Consider the following 15729-nt stretch of genomic DNA (forward strand, 5'->3'; position numbering starts at 1 on the left):
TCAAAAATCCCATGTCGATCACTCCAAATCCCCCCAACCAAAACCGTCGGGGCAGTGTGTTCACATGGGTCAATTCTCAGTGACAATTTATGGGGCTACCGGGTCAGCTCTCAGTGACAATCAACAGATCAATGCCTTATTTTGGACGATCCGTTTACGGCATTGATGGATCGCATTCATGACAAAGCTTCAGACATTGGAGATCTGGAACGATATGTTGTCGCGCGGCTCGCGGAGACCGATCAAAGTGAAGACGGTGTTCTCGATGTGCGGCTTGGCCTATCGAGAAGCTTCGCAGCTTATCGCAAACGTCAGGATGCTGAAGAGGACTGGATTGAAAGCAGGACAGCAGCGGCCCTTTCGCTATTGAATGATGATGACGAAGCCCTGCCCGTTGAGTCCCTGTCTTTGCGCAATACTGCCTCTATGTTGGGGCTGCCCGAAGATGTCCTGAAGGACTTGTCAAATGCCCTTGCCGAAGAGGGGTTTCACAGCTTTCATTCAGTCGAAGCATTGTGCAATTGGATGTTCGGGTGGCTGACAGCCAAGCCTGAATATTTGGACCGTGTAATCAAGCCAGACAGCTTGGAGTATCTATTTGGAACAGACTTCAAGAAGCTTAAGGGCGACGCTGCTCGTGCGTCCCACGCCCTCCCAAAGCTGCGGGAAGCATTGAGCCTGTGGATGAACGGTGAGCCACTTAGGGCCATCCAAAAAGCCTTATCTGACAAAACTCGTGACCGGAAGCGCAGCACAAGTGCGCGAAAATTCGTGATCCGGCTTGTTCCGGATCTTGCACATCTGATGGGAGCCCCTTTTCATATCTTGCAGGGTCATCTTAATGTGCACGCTGATGAACAGATTAATCCAACTACTGCATTGGGGCTTGCCAATCGGTGTGTCAGGCGTGGCTTCTCAAGCGCGGAGATGGCAGCATTTGGGACACTTATGTCATCTGTAAGATGGTCCAGACGTGAAGTGCACAGAAGTTTTGCAAACATCACACCTTATCTCCAGCCGGCAGGGGAGCACGAAACCCTCGAAAGACTTGAGCTGCGCGTTGAGTTGGCGTCGGACGAAGAACTAAACAACAGAACTTATCCCGATCCATTCCAAGACGGTTTATGACTGAAAAACAGAGGCGTAGTTTCCCCGAGCGTTGCTCGGAAAGGCTCTTCGAATTGAACAGTCGGGTCAGACCAGAAACAACCATCTGAGTGTCCGCTTTCCTAAGGAAAAGGTGATCGTCTTTTTGTTCTTCAGGTGCGGTGCCTATCCCGTGGTCTGCGACTTCGATCCGAACTTTCTGATCTATCCGTCTCACGCTCATTTCAACCACATCACCTTCAGAGGTAAACTTGGCCGCATTCGAAATCAGGTTACACAAAACACCACGGCGTAAGCGGCAATGTGACGGGGCGCGCGGTGGATCGCGGGACGGCTGTTGAGAGCGATAGGGATGCAAGACGCAAGTTGGGATTTCCGACCCAGCCGACACAGATCTCGTTGAGAGATGGTCGCCTGATCCATCTTTAGCCGGCGGCACTAACCGTGCTGTCAATTTTAGGTAGCAGCTTATCGGTTGGGCTCTCCGTCTCAATCGTGCCAAGAAGATTTATCTACTCAAACTCATTGTTGGTGGCAGGATCGATGATGCCGCCACCTCCACTTAGTGCTCTCTCGATCCGACAACTATGCATCAGCTATCGCCGAACCCTATCTTAATTTGCATCAGTTTAATCACTGATGCATTGTCCAGTTCTGGGTATGTTCGGTCCTGTTCACGCATGGTTCTCAACGCAAATTAACACATCAAATCCCACTAAAACTTAATGGTATATTGCACTTACCCTATTCGATAATTAGGAGATTCCCGCGTGATCTGCACGTCATGCACATGGCTTTCCTTCAGTCCCGCGCCGGTGATCTTCACGAAGTTGCAGTTGCGGCGCATCTCATCGACGGTGGCGCAACCGGTATAGCCCATGGCCGCGCGCAGACCGCCGACCAATTGGTGCAGCACATTGCCCGCGCTGCCCTTGTAAGGCACCTGACCTTCGATCCCCTCGGGCACCAGTTTGTCAGAGGCGGCGTCTTTCTGAAAATACCGGTCTGCCGAGCCGCGCGCCATGGCGCCCATGCTGCCCATGCCACGGTAGCTCTTAAAGCTACGCCCTTGATAAAGAACGACTTCGCCGGGGCTTTCGTCCGTCCCGGCGATCATGCTGCCGACCATGGCGCAGGAGGCACCGGCGGCAATCGCCTTGGCGAAATCGCCGGAGAACTTGATGCCGCCATCGGCGATGATCGGCACGTCTCCCGCAGCGGCCACGCAGTCCATGATCGCGGTCAGTTGCGGCACGCCCACGCCCGCCACCATCCGCGTCGTGCAGATGGAGCCCGGCCCGATGCCGACCTTGACCGCATCGGCGCCTGCGTCGATGAGCGCCCGGGTGGCATCGCCGGTGGCCACATTGCCCGCGACGACCTGCACATCGCCGAACTGTTTCTTGGCCCGGGTCACCGCATGGGCCACGCCTTCGGAATGGCCATGGGCGGTGTCGATCACGATCATATCGACGCCCGCATCGACCAGCGCCTCGGAGCGCTCGAAGCCCGCGTCGCCCACTGTCGTCGCCGCGGCGACACGCAAGCGGCCCAGATCATCTTTGCAGGCGGTGGGGTTCAGCACGGCCTGTTCGGTGTCGCGCAGGGTCAGCAGCCCGGTGAGCTTGCCTTCGGCATCCGTCACCAACAGTTTCTCGATCCGGCGCGATTTCATCAGGCTAATCGCCTCGTCCCGGTCCGCAGGCTCTTGCAGGATCGCCAGCCGTTCAGAAGTCATCATCACCGACACCGGCGTGCGGTCGTCAGAGGCAAAACGCATGTCGCGGTTGGTGACGATGCCCAGCACGCGGCCATTTTCGTCTACAACCGGGAAGCCGGTCACGCGGTAGCGTTCTTGCAGGTCCTTGGCATCCGCCAGGGTCTGGTCGGGACGCAGGGTGATCGGGTTGTAAACGATGCCGGATTCAAAGCGTTTCACCCGACGCACTTCGCGGGCCTGTTCTTCGATCGTGAGGTTGCGGTGCACCACCCCCATGCCCCCGGCCTGCGCCAGCGCGATGGCCATGCGGCTTTCGGTCACCGTATCCATGGCCGAGCTGAGCAGCGGGATATTGAGCGCGATGCTCTGCGTGACGCGGGTTCGCGTATCTGCGGTGGACGGCAACACAGAAGACGCTGCGGGAACCAGCAGGACGTCATCAAAGGTCAGGGCCTCACGAATCTCCATTTAACACCTCGGGTCTGGATGGGTTCATTTGGCGGTTTCCTATTTCACGGATGGCCGGGATTGGAAAGACCTATTCCCCCGCGTAAGGCGTGGACACGGAATGCCGCGCGCGCGGCATGAATTGCCGCCCCGCATCTTTCCCCCGCCGCGCGGAACGCTATGGTGACACAAAGAAACAAAGGACGGCCCCGATGAGCAGTGACCCCCTCGTGATTTTCACGCCCTCCGGCAAGAGAGGGCGCTTTCCCAAAGGCACCCCGGTGCTGACCGCCGCGCGGCAGTTGGGTGTCGATCTTGACTCGGTCTGCGGCGGGCGCGGCATCTGTTCGAAATGTCAGGTCTCGCCGGGCTATGGGCAGTTCTCGAAACATGGGGTGACCGTCGCGCCCGATGCGCTGAGCCCATGGAACGCGGTGGAAGAACGCTATGACGAGAAGCGCGGCTTGAAGGAGGGCCGCCGTCTAGGCTGTCAGGCCACGGTGGAGGGCGATGTGGTGATCGACGTGCCGCCGGAGAGCCAAGTTCACAAACAGGTCGTGCGCAAACGCGCCGAGGCGCGGGAGATCGTGCTGAACCCGTCCGTCAAACTCTTCTACGTCGAAGTGACGGAGCCCGACATGCACGAACCCTCGGGCGATCTGGAACGTCTCAGGGCTGCGCTCGCCGAGCAGTGGAAGCTGGAGAAAGTCACCGCCGATCTGCACATCCTGCAAATGATGCAGCCGGTTCTGCGCAAGGGCGATTGGAAGGTCACGGTCGCCGTCCATCTGGGCGATCAGGAGAATGCCGCGCGGATCATGAACATCTGGCCGGGGTATTACGAGGGCACTGTCTATGGTCTGGCGGTCGACCTCGGCTCCACCACCATCGCGGCGCATCTTTGCGATCTGCAAACCGGTGAGGTCATGGCCTCTTCCGGTGTGATGAACCCGCAGATCCGTTTCGGCGAAGACCTGATGAGCCGCGTCAGCTATTCCATGATGAACCCAGACGGCGCGCAGGAGATGACCCGCGCGGTGCGCGAGGGGATGGCTGCGCTTTTCACCCAGATCGCCGCCGAGGGGAATGTCGCGCCCGATCTGATCGTCGACGCGGTCTTCGTCTGCAACCCGGTGATGCACCACCTGCTGCTGGGCATCGACCCCTTCGAGTTGGGCCAAGCGCCCTTCGCGCTTGCAACCTCCGGCGCGCTGCGTCTGCGGGCCGAGGATTTGAACCTGAACATCCACCCCTCCGCCCGCGTCTACCTGCTGCCCTGCATCGCGGGCCATGTCGGCGCGGATGCCGCCGCCGTCGCCCTGTCGGAGACGCCTGAGAAGTCCGACGAGTTGATGCTGGTGGTCGATGTGGGCACTAATGCGGAAATCCTGCTGGGCAACAAGGAAAAGGTGCTGGCCTGTTCCTCTCCCACCGGGCCCGCTTTCGAGGGTGCACAGATCAGCTCGGGCCAGCGCGCGGCTCCGGGGGCGATCGAGCGGGTCGAGATTGACCCGGAAACCAAGGTGGCCCGGTTCAAGGTGATCGGCTGTGATCTCTGGTCCGACGAGGACGGCTTTGAAGAGGCGGTGGCGAGCACCGGCGTCACGGGCATCTGCGGCTCCGGCATTATCGAAATGGTCGCCGAGATGCGCATTCACGGCATCGTCGACGCGCCGGGTCTGATTGGCAGTGCTGCGCAGACGGGCTCCGCCTCGGTCTTTGCCGATGGGCGCACCAACAGCTATCTGGTCTATGACGGCACCGAAAAGGGCGGGCCCAAGATCACGGTGACCAACCGCGACATTCGCGAAATCCAGATGGCCAAGGCCGCGCTCTATTCCGGCGCGCGGCTGCTGATGGACAAATTCGGCGTCGACAAGGTTGACCGCGTGGTGTTGGCGGGGGCCTTTGGGGCGCATATCAGCCCCAAACACGCGATGGTGCTGGGCATGATCCCCGACGCGCCGCTCGACAAAGTCACCAGCGCGGGCAATGCCGCAGGCACCGGCGCCCGGATCGCCCTGCTCAATACCGAGGCCCGGGCCGAGATCGAGGCGACCGTGGGCGCGATCCACAAGATCGAAACCGCCGTCGAACCGCGCTTTCAAGAGCATTTCGTCAATGCTTCTGCCATCCCCAACGCGGTAGAGCCTTTCCCCATCCTCAACAGCCTCGTCGCCCTGCCGGAGGTGACCTTCAACACCGGCGGCAGCGGCGAAAGCGAACGCGGCGGCCGTCGGCGCAGAAGAAAGGCGACGTGATGACTGCCTCGGGCAACAGCGATCAGGTCGAATTCTGGAGCGCCTCTGCGGGGCAGAGATGGGCCGCGCGGCAGGCTGAGTTGGACATTCTGATGCAGCCTGTGCTGGATGGCGTGCTGGCGCGCGCCGAACTGGCGCCGGGGCTGAGGGTGCTCGACATCGGCTGCGGCGCGGGGGCGGGCTGTCTCGCCGCCGCCGAGGCGGTGGGCGATGCAGGCGCGGTGCTGGGGGTCGATGTCTCTGCCCCGCTGCTCGACCTCGCGCGGCAACGGGCCGCCGCCCTGCCCCATGTCGCCTTTCACCACGGTGATGCAACGACGCTAGCGCTTTCCCCTCCCTATGATCGGCTGATCTCGCGCTTTGGCGTGATGTTCTTTGCCGATCCGGTGCTCAGCTTCACGCGCATGGCCGCGCAACTCAGCCCCGGCGCGAAGCTCAGCTTTGCCGCTTGGGGCCAAATCCCCGAGAACCCTTTCTTTACCCTGCCCGCCCGCGCGGCCCGGGCCACCATCGGCGCCATGCCGAAAAGCGATCCCGACGGCCCCGGACCTTTCGCCTTTCGCGACCCTGAACGCGTGGTATCGATCCTCGCCGAGGCAGGCTTTGTCGATATCGCCTGCAAGGTGACACGGCTTGACCTCACCCCCGCGGGCACGGTCGATGACCTTGCCCAGCAGATGTGCGACATCGGCCCGGCCAGCGGCGCAATTAATCATTTCGAGGCGGACCCAGCACAGGTCGCGGAACTTCGGCAGACCATCGCCGAAGCCCTGCGTCCCTATGCGGAAGACGGCCCCCTGCGCCTGCCTGCCGAAATCAATTTCGTCACCGCGACGAAACCCTGACTTGACCTTCCCCCGCGCGCCGATTATCTCACCCTCAGCGCGCGGGTATGGTGAAAAGGTATCACGGCAGCTTCCCAAGCTTTAGTTACGAGTTCGATTCTCGTTACCCGCTCCACGCTCCCCCCTCCGCCTTTGTGATCCCGCCACATGGCCCCACACAGGCCGCGCAGGGTTCCCCAATGTCACACCCATGAAAAGCCTAATCTGGTCCGAATTTCGCCATGATTGCCCGCAAAAGTAGCAATCAACAGGGAAGTAACTTACGCGCAAATGGCCCAACGATGTCGGATGCGCATTGAGGCAAAGGAAAAAAGCGTGGCAAACGCGTTTCGGGACTACGCGACATCCAACGCGTATATCATCGTCAATTTCATCGTGCTGTGCTGCGTCGCCGGCATCAGCTATTCGATCGTCAAACTGGATTACGAACAGCATATCGCCAGCATCCGCCAGGACGCGCGGCAGACGCTGCATGAAGTCAGCAATCAGGTGCAGCATCAGTTCCAAGAGACCATTCTGGTCACTAAGAACATCGAGAATATCCTGCTCTCCGGCGAAGCCTTCAAAGACAAAAAGATCGAACTGCTGGTCAAGGAGTTGCGCGACCGGAACCCCGGCATTCAGGCCTTCGCCCTCGCCCCGGACCTCAAGATCACCCATAGCTATCCCAAGACCCAGAATGGCGAGACGATTGGCCTGGAATACAAGAACATCCCGACGCAGCTTTCCGGCGTCGCCAATGCCTACCGCCGCCAAAGCCCGACCATCGAAGGGCCGCTGAACCTTGTTCAAGGCGGCAAGGGCTATATCATGCACTACCCGGTGTTCGAGCGCCCCATCGGCCTTGGCGCGCCGCGCTTTTGGGGGGTGATGTCCATCGTCTTTCAGCCCGACCGGCTGTTCGAGCCGCATCAAAACCCGCATCAGGCCGCCGACTACATCTATAGCCTCCGCGCCTTCCCCACGGGCGTCATGCCGCCTGAGATTGAGCCTGCGGCGGTCGACCCCACAGCGCCTGTGCGCACCCGGTTCGAGCTTTTGGGCAAGACATGGGAGGCGACGGCCAGCCCCGCCAACGGTCTGCCCCCCTATGCCCCGCAAAGCCCCTACCTCGTAGCCTTCGCCCTGATCGCGACCATCGCGCTGATGGCGGGCCTCTGGGCCTTCCGCCGGGTCACGCTGAAAAAGCAGGAAGCCCATGCGCTTTTGGCTGAGGGCATTGGATCGATCCAAGAGGGGTTCATCGCCTTTGACGAGAAAGAACGCCTTGTCACCGTCAACAGCAAGTTTCTGGAGTATCACCCTGAAATCACTGACCTTCTGATCCCCGGCAAAACCATCGAAGAGCTGTTGCGCCATTGGGTCGGCCGCCATCAGCACCCTGAGCAGGTCGAGGAGCGTGAGGCATGGATTGCCAAACGCCTCGCCCGGTTCCGCAACCCGACCGGCGCCTTCATTCTGGAAGTCTCAGATAACTTCTGGCTCAAAGTCACGGAATCGCGCACGCCGCATGGCTATACTGTGGGCATCTGGACCGATGTGACGGCCGAGAAACGCGCGCTCGACGCGGCCAAGGCGGCGGACCGCGAAAAGACCGAATTCCTGAACAACGTCAGCCATGAGCTGCGCACGCCGTTGACCGTGATCTCGGGCCGGGCGACCTTCTTGCAACATGCCGAGAAGCTGCCCCAAGCCCGGCGTTTGCAGACCGCGCTGAACAACAGCGCCAATGCCACGCCCGACATTCGCCACAGCGTCGATGAGTTCCAAAACTTCGTCTCTGACCAAGCGGGCGGCATCGCGGGGTCGTCAAAACATATGCTGCGCCTTGTCGAAGACCTGTTGGATTGGACCAAGGTCGCGCGCGGCAAGATGGAGCTTGATCTTCAAGAGGTTGAGACCAGCGAGATCGCCCTTTCCGTCGCCGATGACCTGCGCCCGGATGCCGAGGCCAAGGGGCTGACGCTGACCTATGAGGACAATGGCACGGCCCTCGCCAATGCCGATCCGGTGCGCCTGCGCCAGATCCTTTACAACCTGATTTCAAACGCGATCAAATTCACCCGCAGCGGCAATATTCATCTGCAGATGCAGCAGGATGACGAAGAGATCACCTTCTCGGTCTCCGACACGGGCTGCGGTATTTCCGAGGACAATCTCGAACGGGTTTTCCTGCGGTTTCAGCAGGTTGACGGCTCCATGTCGCGTGAGAACGGCGGCTTGGGATTGGGCCTTGCGATTGCCGAGCAACTGGCCAGCCTGCATGGCGGCAGCCTGTCGCTGGAAAGCAAAGTCGACGTGGGCAGCACCTTCCGGCTGACCCTACCTCGCCCCGTGGCCGATAGCGAGATGCGCCGTTCGGCCTGACGATAAACGCCCCGGCCCAAAACGGGCCGGGGCAACTTACCTTAGCTCTCGCCCTGCATCAGCACATCGCCAAAGCGGTCCCGCAGATCGCGTTTCAGCACTTTGCCCGTCGCGTTGCGCGGCAGCGCCTCGGCGAAGACCACCCTGTCGGGCACCTGCCATTTGGCAATCTGATCCTCGAAAACCTTAAGGATATCCGCCTCTGACGGATCGGCCCCTTCGGCCTTCACCGCGACCAGAACCGGGCGCTCGTCCCATTTGGGATGGGTGGCCCCGATGACGGCGGCGTCGGCCAGATCGGGATGGGCGATGGCGATATTCTCTAACTCAACCGAACTGATCCATTCGCCGCCCGACTTGATGATATCCTTGGCGCGGTCACGGATGGTGATATAGCCGTCGGCGTCCATCGTCGCGATATCGCCGGTGTCGAACCAGCCATCGCGCAGGGTGCTGTCGCGGTCGGATTGGTAGTAGGCATCCAAAATCCAATGCCCGCGGGTGACCAGCGCGCCTTGGGTTTCGCCGTCGAGGGGCAGCGGCTTGCCTGCGTCGTCCCAGATCTCAAGTTCGACGCCAAAGACCGGGCGGCCTTGGTTCTCGCGCAGCTTGTGCTGGGCGTCTTCGGGCAATTCACCGTGTTTCGCCAAGGGCTTGTTGACGCTGCCCACCGGCGACATCTCGGTCATGCCCCAAGCGTGGATGGTCTCCACCCCATAGTCTTCGCGGAAGGTCTTGATCATCGACGGCGGACAGGCCGAACCACCGACCACGGTACGCTCTAGACTGGGCAGTTCGCTGCCGGATTTCTTTGCCGCCGCCAAGAGCCCTTGCCAGATCGTCGGCACGCCAAGCGCCAAGGAAACGCGGTAGCTGTCGATCAGCCCCACGAGCGAGGCACCATCAAGGTTCGGCCCCGGCAACACCATTCGCGCACCGGTCATCGCGCTGGCATAGGGGCAGCCCCAAGCGTTGACATGGAACATCGGCACCACGGCCATCACGATGTCCCGCGCGGAGATCGCGATGCTGTCGGCCATGTTGATGCCAAAGGAATGCAACACGGTCGAGCGGTGGGAATAAAGCACGCCCTTGGGATTGCCTGTGGTGCCAGAGGTGTAGCAAAGGCTCGACGCCGTGTTCTCATCCAGATCGGGCCAGTCGAACCCGGCATCGCCCGAAGCCACCAATTCGTCGTAGAAGACCAGCCCCGGCAGCGCCTCAGCGGCCTCGGCATCGGGGCCGGACAACAGGACGAGGTGCTTGAGATGCTCCAGCTTGTCGCGGATCGCGGCGACGAGCGGGACGAAGGTCTTGTCGATGAACAAAACCTCATCCGCGGCATGGTTGAGGATATAAACAAGCTGGTCGGCGAAAAGACGCGGGTTAATCGTATGGCAGACAAAGCCCGCGCCGGACGTGCCGAAGTAAATCTCCAGATGCCGCCGGTTGTTCCATGCGATGGTCCCGCAACGCGCCTGCGGCGACAGCCCCAGATCGGTCAAGGCCGCGCCCAAACGGCGGGCATTCTCGGCCACCTTGCCCCAATTGGTTTCCTCAACCCCGCCCGTGGTCGAAACCGAGACAATCTCCCCCTCGGGGTGATAGCGTTCGGCATGGGAAATCAGGCTTGAGATCAGCAGCGGCTGCGTCATCATCTGGCCAAGCATAATGGGGATCCTCCAATCATTTGCGTTGAGACTGTCCAAAGGTCAGAGCAGTTGCAAGCCTTCCCCTCCGGCAAGTCGTAATAGCGCTGACGGACAGGACAGTGGCACCGCGCAGGCGGCTGTCGCCCGCGCGGTGCCTCGTTCCGCTCGAAGGGCAGCCCCTAGCCGCGATGCTGGTGGATATAGCCGATCAGCCCAGCGGTAGAGCCGTCTTTCCCCTCGGTAGAGACCTCGCCTTCGACCAGCGGTTGGAGCGATTTAGCCAGTTCCTTGCCCAGTTCCACGCCCCATTGATCGAAAGAGTTAATGCCGAGGATCACCCCTTCGACAAAAACGCGATGCTCATAAAGCGCGATGATCTGGCCCAGCGTGAAAGGATCGAGCGTTTCATAGGCCAGCGTGGTCGAGGGCCGATTACCGGGGAAGACACGGTGGCGGGCTTGCCGTTCAAGCGCGTCGCCCGAAAGCCCCGCGTCGCGCATGATGGCGCGCGCTTCGTCCAAAGACCGCCCGCGCATCAGCGCCTCGGATTGGGCGAGGCAATTGGCGATGAGCAGATCGTGGTGATGCTGCAACTCCGGCTCATGCCCCTTGGCCGCCACCAGAAACTCGCAAGGGATCACCCGGGTGCCTTGGTGGATCAACTGATAGAAAGCGTGCTGGCCATTGGTGCCCGCCGCGCCCCAGACCACCGGGCCGGTGTGGCGCGGGCTGTCGGCGCCGTCCATCTGCACGCCTTTGCCGTTCGATTCCATCTCAAGCTGTTGCAGGTAATCGGGCAGCATCTCAAGCCGTTGGTCATAGGGCAGCACCGCGCGGGTGGCATGGCCGCAGATTTGATTGTGCCAGATGCCCACCAGCGCCAGAAGGATCGGCATATTCTCAGCCGGATCAGCGGCGCAGAAATGGCGGTCCATCTCCTGCGCGCCGCGCAGGAAGCTGTCGAAAGCCTTGGGGCCAATGGCGATCATCAGCGACAGCCCAATCGGCCCCCAGACGGAATAGCGCCCGCCGACCCAATCCTCGAAACCGAAGACGCGAGCCGGGTCGATCCCGAACTCAGCGGTCTTGTCATCAGCGGTGCTGAGCGCGGCGAATTGCGTCGCCGGATCGCCACCGTGGTCCTGCATCCATGCCCGCGCCGTGCGCGCGTTGGTCATGGTCTCGATGGTGGTGAAAGTCTTGGACGCCACGATCACCAGCGTTTTCTTGGCATCCAGCCCACGCAGCGTATCCGCGATATGCGCGCCATCGACGTTCGAGACGAAGTGGCAGCGCGGCCCATCGTGATAGGGCGTCAGCGCGCGGGTCGCCATGGCGGGGCCAAGGTCGGAGCCGCCGATGCCGATGTTGACCACATCCGTAATGTCGCCGCTGCGCACCTGATCGGCAAAGCTGCGCATCCGCGCCAGCGTGTCGCGCACCTGCGGCATGACATCTTCGCCCGCGACCTTTACCGCCCCGCAATCGAGATTGCGCAGCGCCGTGTGCAGCACTGCGCGCTCCTCAGTCTCATTGATCGGCGCGCCCGCGAACATCGCATCGCGCCGCTCGGTGACCTTGGCGTTTTCGACCAGTTGCAGCAGCGCCGCGCGGGTCTCGGTGTCGATATTCGTCTTGGCGTAGTCGAACAGCATATGTTGCGTGCGCAGCGAGAAGTCCTCGGCCCGATTGGGATCATCGAACAGTGCCGTGATCTTGCGGTCCGCCACGGTGTTCTGCCGCTCTTGAAGGTCTTGCCAAATGTTCATCATGCCGCCCAGTAAACTTCGATTTCATCCAGCACCGCTGCAATCGGCGCCTCTTCGGGGGAAAGCCCCTGCGCGCGCTCAAGGGCCGCGCGTTTCTCATCCCCGAAAATCACGAGATGTTTGTTCAGCGCCCCGTCGAGCACATGCGCCGGCAGCGTGACCCGCGCAGTGGGCTGGCCCTCGGGATAGACCGGGCACAAAAGCGGGGCATCGGCGGCCAAAGCGTCAGGCAGGCTGGGGTCGCCGGGGAAAAGCGAGGCGGTGTGCATGTCGTCGCCCATGCCAAGCAGCAGGACAGAGATCGGCACATGATCCGTCAGACTGGGGGCCACCACCTCTGCCCCCTCGCCCGGAGAAAGCCCGGGGCGGAAAAAGGGGATGAACTGCGCCGCTGCGGCACGGTCGTTCAGCAAATGCTCGCGCACCAGACGCGCGTTCGACAGCGGGTCATCCACGTCCACCCAACGCTCATCGGTCAGCATCACATCCACCCGGCTCCAATCCAGATCGGTCGCGCTGAGCATCTCAAAGATCGGCCCGGGGGTAGAGCCGCCCGGCACCGCGAAAGACACGCGGTCATTGCCCGAAAGTGCCGATTTCAACTTGCCCGCCAGTTTGTTGGCGACATTCATCACCAGCATTTCGCGGTCCGCATATTCGATGATGTTCATGGGGATACCTTTCGCCATTCACGGCCATCGCGCCGCATCATTTCTGTCGCATCCGTCGGCCCCGCCGAGCCGCTGTCATAGGGTTTGGGCACGTCGTGACGCGCCTCCCAGCCTTGGATGATCGGATCGGTCCAGGCCCAGGCGGCCTCGACCTCGTCGTCGCGCATGAACAATGTCTGGTTGCCCCGGATCACGTCCATGATAAGCCGCTCATAGGCATCGACCTGATCGCCCCCATCGGGGCCAAGCGCTTCGGCAAAGGTCATGTCGAGCGGCACATCGACCAGACGCATGCCCCCCGGCCCGGGTTCCTTGATCGTCACGCCAAGGGTGATGCCCTCGTTCGGCTGCAAGCGGATCGACAGCACGTTGCGATGACGGCCAGCGTCTTCGGCAAAGATGGAATGCGGCGTGTCTTTGAAAACCACCGTGATCTCGCTCGACCGCGCCACCATGCGCTTGCCGGTGCGCAGATAAAACGGCGTGCCATGCCAACGCCAGTTGCTGATATGGGCCTTCAGCGCCACGAAACTCTCGGTCCGCGACCGTGGGTTGCCGACGGCATCGCGGTAGCTGGGGGCATCTTCTTCATTGCCCCCTTCAGCCTCATACTGTCCGCGCACGAGGTGATGCGGCAGCACCGGATCAATCGCGCGGATCACTTTCAGCTTTTCATCGCGCACCGCATCGGGATCAAAACGCGCGGGAGGCTCCATCGCGATCAGGCACAAGAGTTGCATCAGGTGGTTCTGCACCATGTCCCGCATCGCGCCGGATTTGTCGTAATACTCCCCACGGCCGCCGACGCCAACCGTCTCGGCCACGGTGATCTGGATGTGGTCGACGTATTGGCGGTTCCACAACGGCTCGAACAGCATATTGCCAAAGCGCACCGCCATGAGGTTCTGCACCGTCTCTTTGCCGAGATAGTGATCGATCCGGTAGATCTGTTGTTCTTTGAAATAGGTGGCCAGCGTCGCGTTGAGGGCGCGCGCACTCTCCAGATCGCGGCCAAAGGGTTTTTCCACGACAATGCGACATTCTTCGCCCGCCATGCCCCATTGCTGCAACCGTTCGGCCAGATCGCCGAAAAGCCCCGGCGCGACAGAGAAATAATAGACCTCGATCCGGTCCTTGCCGGACATCAGCCCCTGCAGCTCGGCCCAGCCGGTCTCTCCGCGTGCGTCGATGGCGACATAGTCAAGCTTGGCCAGAAAGGCATCGAGGTTGTCACAGGCGTCTTTCCCGCCGAACTCTTCAATCGCTTCGGCCACCATCTCGCGGTAGCCTGCGGCGTCCATCTCGGTGCGCGCAGCGCCGATGATCCGCGCCTCTTCGGGCATTTGTCCCGCACAGTAACGGCGATAAAGACCCGGCAAAATCTTGCGCCGGGCCAGATCGCCGGTGCCGCCAAAGATGACAAGATCGAAGGGGTCGACAGGGATAACACGCGAAACCATTGATTAATCCTTGTCCGGGCAGAGTGGCAGAGTTAGCGCAAACATACTTATTTTTCCCTACATCACAAGACTGTGCGCCCCGGTGCTTGGACTTTTAGGGTGCGCCGCAATAGCTTACCACAACAGGAACACACGGGATCACGCAAGGAACAATCATGAAAGATATTGCGCAAGCAAACGAGGGCAAGTTCCAGAACCCGGCGGTCACCGCCAAGGGGGAACCCCGCGCCACCGTGGCCCTGCGCGGGGCGGAAACGCTTTGGTTCAACACAGGCACCCTGTGCAACATCGAATGCGTGAACTGCTACATCGCCTCTAGCCCCAAGAACGACGCGCTGGTCTATATCACCGCGGATGAGGTGCGCGACTATCTCGACCAAATCGAGGAGCGTAGCTGGCCGGTGCGCGAGATTGCCTTCACCGGCGGCGAGCCCTTCATGAACCCCCAGATGATCGAGATCACCGAAGCCTCGCTAGAGCGCGGATACGAGGTGTTGATCCTGACCAACGCCATGCGTCCGATGATGCGCAAATCGGTGCAAAAGGGGCTGTTGCGGCTGCGCGATGCCTATCCCGGCAAGATGACCTTCCGCATCTCCGTCGACCATTATCGCCGCGATCTGCACGACGCGGAACGCGGCGAAGGCGCTTTCGACAAGACCCTGACCGGCATGGAATGGCTCCGCGATAACGGCTTTCGCATGGCCGTGGCGGGGCGGTCGATCTTTGCCGACAGCGATGCCGACAGCCGCGCGGGCTATGCCGCCTTCTATGCCGAACACGGCTTTGACATCGACGCGCAGGACCCCGCCATGACCGTTCTCTTCCCCGAGATGGACGAGGCCGTGGAGGTGCCCGAAATCACCACCGCCTGCTGGGGCATCTTGGACAAGTCCCCTGACGCGGTGATGTGCGCCTCCTCCCGTATGGTGGTCAAACGCAAGGGGGCCGAGAAACCCGCCGTGCTGGCCTGTACGCTCTTGCCCTACGACCCTGAGTTTGAACTCGGCACCACATTGGCCGAGGCAGAGCGCGACGTGGCGCTGAATCACCCGCATTGCGCGAAGTTCTGCGTGTTGGGCGGGGCAAGCTGTTCGGCCTGACGCCCTGCCCTTTGCCCTGCGGGCTCAATGCAGCGTGAACTCCCCCACTTGGTTTTGCCATTCGCCGGTGCCGATCAGCTTGCGGTGGGTGAAGCGGACCGAATGCAGCGGCCCGTCCAACTCCGCGCGCCAGAATTCGACGAACTCGAACAGGCGCGGATGGTCCGGTGCGATGTCGTAATCCTGCCAGATATAACTGTTCAGCACATGGCTATAATCGGGCATGTGGTAAAAGAACTCTGCCGTGGTCAGCCCGTAACCTTTCAGCATCAATTCGGTTTCACTGCGGGGCATGTTGCGCCTCCCTTGCTGCCTCTGTAGAACAAG

At 61.1% G+C, this 15729-nt stretch carries 11 protein-coding genes and 1 tRNA gene; 6 read left to right on the forward strand and 6 right to left on the reverse strand.

Annotation, left to right across the window (positions count from 1 at the left end; translation table 11 throughout):
* Positions 1 to 141 precede the first annotated feature (141 nt).
* Positions 142 to 1128, forward strand: a complete 987-nt coding sequence (locus HKX24_RS10755; RefSeq protein ID WP_276154006.1) for a hypothetical protein — start codon at positions 142 to 144, stop codon at positions 1126 to 1128.
* A 718-nt stretch (positions 1129 to 1846) separates the two neighbouring features.
* Here the strand turns inward: HKX24_RS10755 and guaB are convergent.
* Positions 1847 to 3295: an IMP dehydrogenase gene (guaB, locus tag HKX24_RS10760; RefSeq protein WP_276154007.1), complete on the reverse strand. Its 1449-nt coding sequence runs from the start codon at positions 3293 to 3295 to the stop codon at positions 1847 to 1849.
* A gap of 191 nt (positions 3296 to 3486) precedes the next feature.
* Here guaB and HKX24_RS10765 point away from each other — a divergent pair, with 191 nt between their 5' ends.
* From HKX24_RS10765 to HKX24_RS10780, 4 genes are all read left to right on the forward strand, one after another.
* Positions 3487 to 5535: an ASKHA domain-containing protein gene (locus HKX24_RS10765; RefSeq protein ID WP_276154008.1), complete on the forward strand. Its 2049-nt coding sequence runs from the start codon at positions 3487 to 3489 to the stop codon at positions 5533 to 5535.
* Complete coding sequence (locus HKX24_RS10770) at positions 5535 to 6380, forward strand: methyltransferase domain-containing protein (RefSeq protein WP_271693690.1); 846 nt, start codon at positions 5535 to 5537, stop codon at positions 6378 to 6380. The genes HKX24_RS10765 and HKX24_RS10770 overlap by 1 nt, the downstream gene beginning before the upstream one ends.
* A 41-nt stretch (positions 6381 to 6421) precedes the next feature.
* Positions 6422 to 6495: transfer RNA gene (locus HKX24_RS10775), tRNA-Gly, on the forward strand.
* Between the two features lie 200 nt (positions 6496 to 6695).
* Entirely contained in the window at positions 6696 to 8747 is a 2052-nt protein-coding gene (locus HKX24_RS10780; RefSeq protein WP_271693689.1) for an ATP-binding protein, read from the forward strand.
* A 41-nt stretch (positions 8748 to 8788) separates the two neighbouring features.
* Here HKX24_RS10780 and HKX24_RS10785 read toward each other — a convergent pair whose 3' ends face one another.
* The 4 genes from HKX24_RS10785 to zwf form a co-directional block, all read right to left on the reverse strand.
* The gene (locus HKX24_RS10785) at positions 8789 to 10417 is read right to left on the reverse strand and encodes a long-chain fatty acid--CoA ligase (RefSeq protein ID WP_271693688.1); all 1629 of its coding nucleotides are present in this window, start codon (positions 10415 to 10417) and stop codon (positions 8789 to 8791) included.
* 161 nt (positions 10418 to 10578) lie between these two features.
* The gene (pgi, locus tag HKX24_RS10790) at positions 10579 to 12171 is read right to left on the reverse strand and encodes a glucose-6-phosphate isomerase (RefSeq protein ID WP_271693687.1); all 1593 of its coding nucleotides are present in this window, start codon (positions 12169 to 12171) and stop codon (positions 10579 to 10581) included.
* A complete protein-coding gene (pgl, locus tag HKX24_RS10795) occupies positions 12168 to 12839 on the reverse strand; it encodes a 6-phosphogluconolactonase (RefSeq protein ID WP_271687352.1) in 672 nt (223 codons plus the stop codon). The genes pgi and pgl overlap by 4 nt, the downstream gene beginning before the upstream one ends.
* Entirely contained in the window at positions 12836 to 14299 is a 1464-nt protein-coding gene (gene zwf, locus HKX24_RS10800) for a glucose-6-phosphate dehydrogenase (RefSeq protein WP_271693685.1), read from the reverse strand. The genes pgl and zwf overlap by 4 nt, the downstream gene beginning before the upstream one ends.
* Positions 14300 to 14454: 155 nt before the next feature.
* On the opposite strand from zwf, the gene HKX24_RS10805 reads away from it, so the two are divergent.
* Complete coding sequence (locus tag HKX24_RS10805; protein WP_271687354.1) at positions 14455 to 15402, forward strand: radical SAM protein; 948 nt, start codon at positions 14455 to 14457, stop codon at positions 15400 to 15402.
* Between the two features lie 24 nt (positions 15403 to 15426).
* Here HKX24_RS10805 and HKX24_RS10810 read toward each other — a convergent pair whose 3' ends face one another.
* Positions 15427 to 15696, reverse strand: a complete 270-nt coding sequence (locus HKX24_RS10810) for an usg protein (protein ID WP_271693684.1) — start codon at positions 15694 to 15696, stop codon at positions 15427 to 15429.
* Between the last annotated feature and the right edge of the window lie 33 nt (positions 15697 to 15729).

The organism is Sulfitobacter sp. M85 (assembly GCF_029285915.1).
GTDB lineage: Bacteria > Pseudomonadota > Alphaproteobacteria > Rhodobacterales > Rhodobacteraceae > Sulfitobacter > Sulfitobacter faviae.

What these genes read in the sequence shown, in the direction of transcription:
- pgl (WP_271687352.1), bottom strand. Translation starts at nt 12,839, where the DNA reads ATGAACATCATCGAATATGCGGACCGCGAAATGCTGGTGATGAATGTC.
- zwf (WP_271693685.1), bottom strand. Translation starts at nt 14,299, where the DNA reads ATGGTTTCGCGTGTTATCCCTGTCGACCCCTTCGATCTTGTCATCTTT.
- guaB (WP_276154007.1), bottom strand. Translation starts at nt 3,295, where the DNA reads ATGGAGATTCGTGAGGCCCTGACCTTTGATGACGTCCTGCTGGTTCCC.
- HKX24_RS10805 (WP_271687354.1), top strand. Translation starts at nt 14,455, where the DNA reads ATGAAAGATATTGCGCAAGCAAACGAGGGCAAGTTCCAGAACCCGGCG.
- HKX24_RS10765 (WP_276154008.1), top strand. Translation starts at nt 3,487, where the DNA reads ATGAGCAGTGACCCCCTCGTGATTTTCACGCCCTCCGGCAAGAGAGGG.
- HKX24_RS10770 (WP_271693690.1), top strand. Translation starts at nt 5,535, where the DNA reads ATGACTGCCTCGGGCAACAGCGATCAGGTCGAATTCTGGAGCGCCTCT.
- HKX24_RS10785 (WP_271693688.1), bottom strand. Translation starts at nt 10,417, where the DNA reads ATGCTTGGCCAGATGATGACGCAGCCGCTGCTGATCTCAAGCCTGATT.
- HKX24_RS10810 (WP_271693684.1), bottom strand. Translation starts at nt 15,696, where the DNA reads ATGCCCCGCAGTGAAACCGAATTGATGCTGAAAGGTTACGGGCTGACC.
- pgi (WP_271693687.1), bottom strand. Translation starts at nt 12,171, where the DNA reads ATGATGAACATTTGGCAAGACCTTCAAGAGCGGCAGAACACCGTGGCG.